Source organism: Bacteroidota bacterium (assembly GCA_018698135.1).
GTDB lineage: Bacteria > Bacteroidota > Bacteroidia > CAILMK01 > JAAYUY01 > JABINZ01.
In genome coordinates, this window is the sequence record JABINZ010000061.1 from 1 (window position 1) to 10,844 (window position 10,844).

12 protein-coding genes and 1 pseudogene are annotated in these 10,844 nt (G+C 31.6%); 6 read left to right on the plus strand and 7 right to left on the minus strand.

Going from position 1 to position 10,844, the window contains the following annotated elements; genetic code table 11:
• The 6 genes from HOG71_03765 to HOG71_03790 all read right to left on the minus strand — a co-directional run.
• A partial coding sequence (locus HOG71_03765; protein ID MBT5989950.1) for a hypothetical protein occupies positions 1-560 on the minus strand: 560 nt, incomplete at its 3' end.
• Between the two features lie 126 nt (positions 561-686).
• Complete coding sequence (locus HOG71_03770; GenBank protein MBT5989951.1) at positions 687-989, minus strand: hypothetical protein; 303 nt, start codon at positions 987-989, stop codon at positions 687-689.
• 127 nt (positions 990-1,116) lie between these two features.
• Entirely contained in the window at positions 1,117-1,992 is an 876-nt protein-coding gene (locus HOG71_03775; protein MBT5989952.1) for a hypothetical protein, read from the minus strand.
• Positions 1,993-2,014: 22 nt separating this feature from the next.
• A complete protein-coding gene (locus tag HOG71_03780) occupies positions 2,015-2,383 on the minus strand; it encodes a hypothetical protein (GenBank protein ID MBT5989953.1) in 369 nt (122 codons plus the stop codon).
• A gap of 246 nt (positions 2,384-2,629) precedes the next feature.
• Positions 2,630-2,842: a hypothetical protein gene (locus tag HOG71_03785; GenBank protein MBT5989954.1), complete on the minus strand. Its 213-nt coding sequence runs from the start codon at positions 2,840-2,842 to the stop codon at positions 2,630-2,632.
• A 261-nt stretch (positions 2,843-3,103) separates the two neighbouring features.
• Complete coding sequence (locus tag HOG71_03790) at positions 3,104-4,315, minus strand: tyrosine-type recombinase/integrase (protein ID MBT5989955.1); 1,212 nt, start codon at positions 4,313-4,315, stop codon at positions 3,104-3,106.
• A gap of 289 nt (positions 4,316-4,604) precedes the next feature.
• Here HOG71_03790 and HOG71_03795 point away from each other — a divergent pair.
• Positions 4,605-4,805 (plus strand): annotated as a pseudogene (locus tag HOG71_03795) (hypothetical protein).
• A 74-nt stretch (positions 4,806-4,879) separates the two neighbouring features.
• On the plus strand, positions 4,880-5,131 hold the full coding sequence (locus HOG71_03800; protein ID MBT5989956.1) for a hypothetical protein: 252 nt from the start codon (positions 4,880-4,882) through the stop codon (positions 5,129-5,131).
• A gap of 511 nt (positions 5,132-5,642) precedes the next feature.
• Here the strand turns inward: HOG71_03800 and HOG71_03805 are convergent.
• Positions 5,643-6,167, minus strand: a complete 525-nt coding sequence (locus HOG71_03805; GenBank protein ID MBT5989957.1) for a hypothetical protein — start codon at positions 6,165-6,167, stop codon at positions 5,643-5,645.
• A 343-nt stretch (positions 6,168-6,510) separates the two neighbouring features.
• On the opposite strand from HOG71_03805, the gene HOG71_03810 reads away from it, so the two are divergent.
• From HOG71_03810 to HOG71_03825, 4 genes are all read left to right on the plus strand, one after another.
• A complete protein-coding gene (locus tag HOG71_03810) occupies positions 6,511-7,236 on the plus strand; it encodes a hypothetical protein (GenBank protein ID MBT5989958.1) in 726 nt (241 codons plus the stop codon).
• Positions 7,237-8,220: a nucleotidyl transferase AbiEii/AbiGii toxin family protein gene (locus tag HOG71_03815; GenBank protein MBT5989959.1), complete on the plus strand. Its 984-nt coding sequence runs from the start codon at positions 7,237-7,239 to the stop codon at positions 8,218-8,220.
• Positions 8,221-8,567: 347 nt separating this feature from the next.
• Positions 8,568-9,953: an Omp28-related outer membrane protein gene (locus HOG71_03820; protein ID MBT5989960.1), complete on the plus strand. Its 1,386-nt coding sequence runs from the start codon at positions 8,568-8,570 to the stop codon at positions 9,951-9,953.
• 112 nt (positions 9,954-10,065) lie between these two features.
• The coding region (locus tag HOG71_03825) for a sulfotransferase (protein MBT5989961.1) at positions 10,066-10,844 on the plus strand (779 nt) is incomplete at its 3' end.

The following is a 10,844-nucleotide window of genomic DNA, read 5'->3' on the forward strand; positions in this document are numbered from 1 at the left end:
TGCAAAACATCGCCATAATAATAATCCTTCTTGAGTCCATTGTCAGGATCATAAATACTCGATTTCTTAACTAAAATTATACGATAGGCTGTAACACTTGCACTTGACCAATCGTCATCTTCCATTCGTGATGTAGAAATATCTAAAAGAAAACTTGTATTTCCATAGGATGAGATCAGTTCGTTATCTTCTATTTCACTATCAATAAGCTTAAATCCTTTTGAAGTCAACGAATTTTGAATTACGGTGTAAGATTCTTTATTAAAAAATGAATAGGAAATTTTATTTGGAAATCCTTCGTAAGTATATAGATAAAACCATGCTTGAGCTTTGTCGCTATAACTTTCCTTATTAAATGACCACGTTATGGTATTGTATTTTTCACTATTTCCTTTTTTTGAGTCATAATATGTCCAATTTTTTGATAATAATCTTTGGTTAACATCTTCCCAGTTTTCTTTATTACATAATTGCGTTAGGTCGTTTAAAGTAAGTTTTTGGGCAAAACTATGACTGCATAATACAATAGAAAAAAATAGTAAACCTAGTTTTTTGATCATAATATTGTGTATTCATTTAGGTTTTGAAAATCAACCACAAATCCATCTCTTCAAACAACTAATATACAATAAATTTAATTTTATTACCTAGATAGTTCTGTAAATAATAATATAAATAATCCAATTTTATTCGCTATTTGTAACCACCAATTCTTCCCCAATAGCCAGGTCAATCACAGCTTTTAATTGCAGCAATTCATCCGCATTGTAATAGTTGGTGGATTCCCATTTATCATCACTTTTATAGATACGCTCTACTTTGAAGTTCTTTTCTGTATATGATCCATACTTGCCTTCTTTGGGATTATCCCAAACCGATACCCGAACACTGCCAATTTTATAAACGATTTTCGGTTTTGAGTTACTTTGAGAAAAGGAGATTAATACTGACCAAAGCATGATCAAGCCAAGTGCAACAACTTTTTTCATCTGATTAGTTTTATGCTATTAATTTGAAAATGAAGATTCTATTCAAAATTAAGGAATAATTACACAAATAAAATATTGAATTAAATTAGGAGTAAATGTTCAAGCCTAGAGAATTGGCTGTACTAATTTATCGACAAGAATAACATATAGGCTGTGCCATTGAAGTAATACGCTTTTCACCACAATTATGACAATATTTCTCTCTAAAGTTTTTATCCTCATAATGCACCCATTTTTTCCAACAATCTGTGCAAAGAGGTGATAGTATATTAAAATACTCATCTATTCCACATCGAATACAAAAGCCTTTTTTTGTGTTTGCTTTGACTATTGTCTTTTCATTTTCAACTGTTGATTCAACTTCTGCTCTTGTCGGCCTGACCTTTGATTTCTTTTTGCTTTCTTCAATAAAATTGGGAAAATCCGAAATCCTTTTAGATTCATATTTTCGATTCCGAATTAAACTATCGGTAACATCAAATAATACTTTTGATCCTATAAAATTCTGACTCAATCGCTTCTTTTCAATAATTGCCCTTTTTATATAAATTACATCGTTCTCATTTGCCAAATTATTAGAAAATTGCCACGCCTCTAAATCCGTTTTATCAGCTCTACTCAAAAAAGAAGTATCAAATAAAACACCATATTCAATGTTATGCTTAACAGAATATTCGTGAAGATTTATAGAAGTTATTAAGCCTACTTTTTCATTTGAATAATACTTTGCATGAAGCGTTGGTACATAAACGATAGTAATATCATGAAATTTTTTGAAAAACTCGAAATCTCTGATACTTAAACTTTTAGTTACATTTCCTTCATTCTTGCCAAATACTATAGTGATTTGAATTTTATAATTATCTATATGTTGTTCGAATAATTTTTCAAAATATTTATCTAATTTAATGTATGGCGAGACGATTAAAATACTCTCGTTTGCCTTGTAAATAATTTCACAAACTGCATCTTCAAGCTCTTTTCCAGTAATAAATTTGGGCATATGTGGGATTGTGGTTTTAAAGTTAGTAGTTAAATGTTTGTACAATAATACCCTGTTCTTCTAAATTATCAATATACTTTTTTGCTATTTCATTATAACCTCCAATAATCACTCTTCCAGATACAGGCTGTTCAATTTTTATTCTGTCATAATCTGGAATTGAAAACAATCCAAGATATTTTTTTTGTTCGTAGTGCTTTTCATAACAAAACTTAAAATCCTTGAAATTTCTAAGAATATACTCTTGATAATCTTTAAGTTGTTGTGCAACAGCTCCTTTTAAATCTGGATTATTTCCTATTTTTACTTCAAAAACTTCAAATTCATAAATACTATTCTCTTTTTGTTTAAGAGCTAGTAAATCTATGCGCCCACCTTTTAGCCTTGTCAAAGAAAAGAAAGGACATAAAAAAAGGGAATGAAGTTAATGTTTTACTTCATTCCCGTCTAGTAGCAGGGACAGGACTCGAACTTTTCCATTTTTCATATTCTTAATCAAAGATAATAAATAATCCTAGTGTTTATAGGCCTTCGGAAAAATGTGCTTTTCCGAAGGCAAAGTCCGAAGTTACAGACCAAATGACATTTTTAGAATAAATTCGCCTTTTCTTTGCCATGGTAGTTTCTACATTCTGCTCTAATAGAAAACCTCATAGGTTCCTAACTTGCCAAACCTGTTTTTAATTGTCTCAGCAACACCTTTTTCTATCTTTATATTTATATCAGAATTATGAGCATATTCATTACTCCCTTTAAATTTGCCATCTTTAGTTGATTGCATGATGATGGCAAATAAAACATCTGGGAATTTTGCCCTGTAGAGAGGCATTCGAACCTTCGAGATTAACAAAAAATCAATTTATCACTCTCAAGTATTACAACATAAAGGCTTCAAATTGCAGCTCTCGGAAAAATTGCTTTTCCGAGAGCAAGGCACAAATTACCGGACCTTTTCATGAAATCTCAAAAGCTATCTAAGTAGACCTCTGTAGTTTGTATAATACAAAAGGCACTTAATTCTGCGAGGACATTACTATAGCTCCACACTATCATAAAGTTTTATGAAATAAACAATTTGCTCAATAACTAGATGCATGATTATTTACAATCTTCAGAATTTCAATAGTTCTTCAGCGTTCTTCTTCTTTAATTCATCACCAAAGCTATCCAAGTATGCCTTTGTAGTATATATGTTAGAATGACCAAGTGATTCAGAAATATACTCTGTAGATGCATTCTTATTTTTTAAGTGTGTTGCAAAACTATGCCTTGCAGTATAGGTAGTTATTTTAAATTCTAATTTCAGGTCTTCAGATATCCTTCCAAGCCATTTATTTGTTGTCTTAATAAATTGAGCAATTTTCCTATTTTGATCTTTTGGAGACATACCTTCTTTCAGTATTGGAAAAATATAATTGTTAAGTGTTCTGTTCTTATTTCCATATTTTGAAATTATTTTTTTAAGTTCTGAAAGCAGATAAAATCTAACCTCAATTACTTCAGAGCTAGCTTCTGTTGTTTTTGCTCTTAAAAAACAACAATAATCTCCATCAATATTTTTGTATCTAAGATTGGCGATATCCTTAAAATTAATACCATTACCAAAAAAACTGAAAAACCAAAAATTCTTAGCCTTCTCTTTTTCAGCCAATGACTTGTAATCATGCTTAAAAAAGACTTCAATATCAGAAGGTTTTAAAGCTTTCTTCGACTTAGGGGCTTTTTTAATTTGATATTGATTCTTTCCAAAAGGGTACAAATCAGGATGCAAGCTCCCATCATTTATTGCTTTGTTAATAATTGACCGAAGTGACCTAAGATAAATTCCAATTGTAGAATAAGACTTTTTTGATTTTAGCATCCATTTCTCATATTCTTTTAGAAAATCAAAATTGATATCATCGCACTTAAGTTTATCATTAGCAAATGTGATTAAGGAGTTTATACTGCATCTGTATGATTCTGCAGTCTTTATTTTTCCTTCATTTTCAAGACTCATTATATAACTGTCATAATAATCCTTTAAATAAGTGCTTTTAACCAAATTAAATAGAGTACTCTCAAACTTCTTAAAACTAAATACAGACAGCTTTTCTACAACTTTTCTTGCATCAGTTTCTATATCATCAAATTTATTTCTAATAGCTTTATAATTCTTTCTTGGATTAGGCTCATAAACTGCTTTAAAGTCATTTGGTGACAAATCAAAGTCAGTTGGATAATACTTCTGTTGTCGATTATATGTGATTCTAAGTTTTACTGGAAAAAGTCCATTCGATTTAGACCTTCGAGTATCAAGAATTATTGATGTCAGTGCTTTCATATTCGAATACCATTTGCATACAATTTGCATACAAATATAGATATTATTTGAAATCAAATGAAACTTAACAACAATAAACAGCCATTAAAACTCATTTTAAAGGCTTTTGCAATCAAACAACTTCCACAGATTCTGACTACGGATCAGGAGGTTGGGGGTTTGAATCCCTCCAGAGTCACATACTAAATCCCGAAACCCTTGATAATAAGTAATTTATCAAGGGTTTTTTGTTTTAGGTACAACATAGGAGAATCCGGGAAAAGTGACCACCCCAGTTAATGCTAAAGTAATGGCCACACAAAAGCAAATTATTGACAGGTAGTATCCTAACAGAAGAGTTGGAGATTTTCTGAAAGAATTACAACTTATGGAAGATCGTGGCACAGGTTTTCCGACAATTTATGATGCAATGGCTAATAACAGTTCTCCTGATTCTATTATTGAAACTGCTCATTTTCCGACCAAGCTAACGACCAAGCTACAAGACTAGTATTCAGCAATATATAAGATATTATTTCTTATTGTAACCAAGCTGGCGACCAAGCTGGTAACCAAGCTCTTGAGGTGCTTAATAAAGAAGTAAATAGTAGAGTGTTTGATATACTTGTTGTAACTACTAAATGGATTAAACGTGAAGATTTGTTTAATGCAATTAGTTTAAGTAATCATTCAGACAATAGAAAAAAATATTTAGACCCACTCATAGATTTAGGTTGGATTTCAATGGAATATCCTGAGAGAAGGACACATCCAAATCAAAAGTATAAAATCACAGAACCAGGTATTAATTTATTAAAGCTAATAAGCAAACCATAAATCTTTGCTTAAAGACCTGATTAATAATGTAGACGAAATAAACTACATTATTAATAATCATGATTTGAAAATCTGTGTTCTTACGTTCATTTACTTATACGAAACTATCAGCAAAGAAATATCAGAAATGGCCAGTAGATTCAGACAATGCCCCATATATAAATGTTAACATTTGTTTGCAAATTACTTGCAAATAGATTTTAGGTTTTCATATAGTGCTTACAAATGTAGAGCTACACTATTATGGCCTTTTGTCTGTTCAGCAAAAGAAAAGTAAAAAGATCCTTTTCTTTGTACAATGCACATAAAAAAGCAGCTCGAACTGAAAAGAATTTAATAGATAGGTTTGTAACGTCAGACTTTGCCTTCAGAAAAGCCTGCCCGACTATGACATTCAGGCGGGCACATTTTTCGTAATGCAGTGGTTATAATAGTTTTCGTGAAAATGAAGTTATACTACACAGCATATCACAAGATTTGCTTCTTATTTGTTACCATGAAGCAACTATTGTTATGGGTTGAAAATATATACTCCGTTTCTGTCATAGTTTGTTTTTTCAACATATGACTTACCATTAAACTTTAATTCTCTCAAAGGATCCTGACAATTACAAGGATTTGGTGTTTTAAGATCACGATAATAATCTGCAAATAGAGTGTCGATATTTCCATCTGGCCATTCTATAAACCAATTTTTAATGTTTTCTATTGAGCTTTTATAGACAATAGTTCCAAATGATATTCTAAAATATGGATATTGTATGATAAGATTATTGTTGTGATTTTGATGTATCCAAACGAGTTCCTGATATTGTCTTACCCCTTCTGAATCAATATAAAATAATAAAGAATCTGCTAGATATCCATTTGCGATTTCTTCTAGTGAAAAATAATTGAGAAGAAACATCGTGTCAGGGAATCCAATTTTTAAAGATAAGTTTGGAGGGGGAACATAACTCTTATCGGGTTCTTGCTCACATGATAATATAACTGATATAATAAACAAAATAATTGCGATAATCAGTGAATTTTTCATACAACCAATTTATGGATTTACATGATAAATTATAAAATTTGAATAAGTATGGAAAGCATGACCAGCAGGAGTCCATTCATCATATCTATACCAACCGTTAAAATCTAATAACATTGGATCTAATGTCCATGGATGAACTTCATTCCAACTCCAAACTGAACCAATTGAACATTTTAAAGCAGATAAAAGCAATGTTTTAAGTGATTTTTATAGAGTTAGTACAAATGATTAAAATGATAGTGCTAAAAGGAGGCGTATCGGTAATGAATAATCTACTATATTTGTCCAGTATTTTAGTAAAGAAACTGGACATTTTAGAGGTAATTACATTGGTTAAGTTAATATGAAAGTTGTTGATTACATTACAAGTAAGATAGAAAGACTTCCAAAAGGTTATGTTTTCACCTATAGTGATTTTATTACTGAGGTGAATAAAAAAGAAGCTGTTATAAAGGCTCTCAACCGCATGGTGGTCTCAGGAAAAATTGCCAAACTATCAAAAGGAAAATTTTACAAACCGGAACCAACACCTTTTGGCACTCTGCAACCTAATCAAAAACAAATTGTAAAAGATTTATTAGAAAATGATGGGAAGCTGATAGGTTATATTACAGGATTAGGCATTTATAACCAATTGGGATTCACCACTCAAATTAGCAATACAATACAAATAGGTCGCAACGAAACACGTCCATCTCTAAAACGGGGTATATACAACATCCGTTTTATTAAACAAAAAAACATTATTAATAAAGACAATATCCCTTTATTACAAATATTGGATGCGATTCGCTTTATAAAGAAAATACCAGATACTAGTATCGAAACATCTTGTAAACGCTTAAAGACCCTAATCTATAAATTGGATTTGCAAAAGCAACAGAGTATAATACGTTTAAGTATGAAGTATCCTCCGGCTACCCGTGCTTTGCTTGGAGCTTTATTGGAAGATTTGAAGTCAAATGTTAATTTAAATGAGTTGCTAAATACTTTAAACCCCATTACTTTATATAAACTATCGTTGTCACCAAGTATTCTATCAACTAGCTTAAACTGGAATATTAAATAGATGAACTTACATAACGACACTAAACTATTTGATCAGGCAATCAGAGCAACTGCTCAACAAATGCAGTTAAAAGAAATTTATATAGAAAAAGATTACTGGGTAACTTATGCTTTGCATACCATCTTCAATCACGAAATTGGCAAACAGACCGTATTTCAAGGGGGGACTGCTTTAACAAAATGTTATGGACTAATTGATCGTTTTTCCGAGGATATCGATTTGGTGGTTACTCGAACCGAAAAAGAAACAGCCAATCAGCTGAAGAATAAAATTAAAACCATTACAAATGTAGTAGAAGCTATAATGCCAGAAGTTGAGATTGAAGGTGTTACTCAGAAAATGGGTATGAACAGAAAAACAGGGCATAGTTATCCTAAATCATTCAAGGGTGATTTTGGTCAAGTTCGTGATGTAATAATTCTTGAATCAACCTGGTTGGGATACTTTGAGCCTTTTACTACCAGTAAAATTAAATCCTTCATTTACGACATGATGCTAGAAACTGGGCAAGAAAAAATGATTAAAGATTACTGCTTGCAACCATTCACAGTTCAAGTACTGGATACTAAAAGAACGATTTGTGAAAAAATAATGTCATTGGTACGTTTTTCATATAGTGAAAATCCAATTGAAGATTTAAGAGCCAAAGTGCGTCACACCTATGATTTACATCAACTTTTAAAGAATGATAAATTTTCAACATTCTTTAATTCAGAAGATTTTGATGTCATGCTTTTAAGAGTAGCTCATGACGATGTTTATAGTTTTCGAAACAATAATGATTGGTTGACTAACCATCCAAATCAATCACTATTTTTCGCTGAACTGGAAAAAACATGGGAACAAATAAAAAAGGAGTATTCTGACACTTTTAAACAATTGGTCTATGGAGACTTTCCAAATGAAGATATGATTTTGGAATCATTTAAATTGATTAAAAAACGACTAGAGAATATAAAATGGAGTGTTGAGATAAATAATTAAATTCACCTAAGAAAAACTGAAACAATCCGTCATTGAGCTTTTCAAAGTCGAGGAAATTCCACATATTTCAGGCAAAACGTTTTATATCACTGAATAATCTTCTCATTAGCATACATCATCTCTAAAACTTACTAAATAAATCTGTGTTTTTATTATCAAAATCCAATCTAGTTTCTATAAAAATAATTAGCTAATTTGCTCTTTAAATTCTACTATTCCTAGATAGATGAAACAAGCATAAGTATAATTTTACACACACACCAGTGTGCCGAAACACTTCGGTGTGCAGGCACAAGAAAATGACTATATGTGAGTTCCATCTGGCAACTAAAAAAAATTATAAACAGATGAAACAAGCATTACTACTCTTTTTACTTTTAGGTATTACAAAATTGCACCCTCAACAACTAATTTCAACTGAACTTAGTACGGGAAACAAAAAAAATGTTTTATTGGAAGTTTCAACATCTGCCTTAGTTCAATATTCACCCGAAGGAGATCTTTTTGCTCAAAATATCAAAGACAGCATTCCCAATTGCATAGTTGTAAAACACCATTGTTTTAACTTCTTCAAAGATTCAATGAGTATTCCTCAATCTAAGCTTTGGTTTTCATCTTATCTCACTGGTATTCCAAGTGCTACTGTCGACAGATCAATTACATCAATTGGTGGAAGCAGTATTGGTTTGGGAAGAGATAATTGGCAAGAGGCTATAAATGAGCGTTTGGCTATGACAGCCAGATATCAATTAAACATGAAAATAAATTACAATTCCGACAACAGGAAAATTGTGGTCAAGTTAAAAGGCAAAGCATTAGAAAATTTTGTCGATTATATTATTTTCAATTTATATGTAGTTGAAGATAGTGTACATCATTCAGGGCCTGGATATGATCAACTCAATAACTATAACAATACACCAGGACATCCTTTTTATGGCAAGGGAGACCCGATAAAAAACTACATGCATATGGATGTGGTGAGAGACATGCTCAAAGGACCTTGGGGAGACTTTGGTGCCACCAATCCTTCATTAAACCAGGAAGATTCATTGGTGTTCAGTTTTACGGTTCCATTGCAAATAAACATACATAATTTGCGCATAGTAGGAACAGTAGCCATTTGGGATTTTTATGAATTGGGCAATAGAGAAATACTAAATTGTATTGACAGCAAAATAGCCAATTGCAGCTTAATTAAAACCAATCCGACTGACCAAACTGCTACTTTAGGTGCACAAACACAATTTATCGTTGAAGCCATCGACTCACATGTTACTTATCAATGGCAAGTAGATGAAGGTACTGCTTACAAGAATTTAATCAACGATAGTCAATATTTTGGAGTAACAAACGACACTTTAATTGTAAGCAATCTGCTTGAATCAAACAACAATCAAAAATTCAGATGCTGCCTGTCATTGGATCAATGCAATGATATTTCGACAATAGCATTATTGCATATCACTTCAACAAGTAAAGTGCAAAAAGACTATGAAAAATTTCATATATACCCCAATCCAGTTTCAACAATATTGTCCATTCAAATCCCTTTTGAATATATTGGAACAAATTATATTATTACAGATATATCAGGAAAGATGATGCTTCATGGAAAATTGATGTATTCTACAAATCAAATAGAAATCAAGGAGCTGGCAGACGGTTTTTATTTTATTAAGCATGCGAACTCAAATGATCAGCCCGTTAAATTTCTTAAAAAAAGTAAATAAAGAATAATCACTGAGCTTAATCAAAATCAGCTATTAATATTTACTGCTGAGAATCTCTCCCTTCCACATTTTATAATGAAATCAATTCGTTAATTTTGAATAAAACATCCAGTTGAACCAAAAGACAGAATATATTACAAAACTTCCCGGCTTTATTATTGGAGGCGCTCCTAAATCAGGAACCACTACTTTGAGCAGATATTTGAGCAAACACAATCAGCTATTTATGCCTGAGCAGGAAATGAACTTCTATTCATTTTATGAGCAAGAGCAAAAATATAGCAAGCATCAAATTAATCATCCTAACAATTTTGAAGAATATAATGCTCATTTTCAATTCAATACGAACGAAAAAAATTGTCTTAGTGGGGAAAAATCTGTCAGCTACTTTTATGTAGATTGGTGTGAAAACATTATTAAAAATATAAAGTCCTTGCATCCCAATGCCGATGAAATTAAATTTATTTTCATTCTTCGTCAACCGGTTGACCGAATGTTTTCTCAGTTTGTATTTAACACTGGCTTTGATGAAAAACTTTCTTTTGAAGAGGCCATTGAAGCATGGGCCAATCGTAAAAAAAGCAATTGGCTCCCTGCTTACGATTATGTTGGAGCCAGCAAATACACAATGTCTATTGCCACATATCAGCAGGCCTTCAAACATGTTAAAGTATATTTATTTGAAGATTTGGTTGGGCAAAAAGAATGGTTATTGACTGACCTAGCTCGCTATTTAGATATAGAAGAAGATGCATTCAAACACATGCCTGACAGCCAGTTTAATACTGGATATATGGCTAGCAATAATTTTGCACAACAGATGCAAAGAATCCAACAAATACCAATCTTGAAAAAGATGACATCATTCATCCTGTCTGAAAACAGAAAGCA

Excerpts from the sequence above, each read along its gene's own strand:
- HOG71_03770 (MBT5989951.1), bottom strand. The coding sequence starts at position 989 with ATGAAAAAAGTTGTTGCACTTGGCTTGATCATGCTTTGGTCAGTATTA.
- HOG71_03775 (MBT5989952.1), bottom strand. The coding sequence starts at position 1,992 with ATGCCCAAATTTATTACTGGAAAAGAGCTTGAAGATGCAGTTTGTGAA.
- HOG71_03790 (MBT5989955.1), bottom strand. The coding sequence starts at position 4,315 with ATGAAAGCACTGACATCAATAATTCTTGATACTCGAAGGTCTAAATCG.
- HOG71_03805 (MBT5989957.1), bottom strand. The coding sequence starts at position 6,167 with ATGAAAAATTCACTGATTATCGCAATTATTTTGTTTATTATATCAGTT.
- HOG71_03810 (MBT5989958.1), top strand. The coding sequence starts at position 6,511 with ATGAAAGTTGTTGATTACATTACAAGTAAGATAGAAAGACTTCCAAAA.
- HOG71_03815 (MBT5989959.1), top strand. The coding sequence starts at position 7,237 with ATGAACTTACATAACGACACTAAACTATTTGATCAGGCAATCAGAGCA.
- HOG71_03820 (MBT5989960.1), top strand. The coding sequence starts at position 8,568 with ATGAAACAAGCATTACTACTCTTTTTACTTTTAGGTATTACAAAATTG.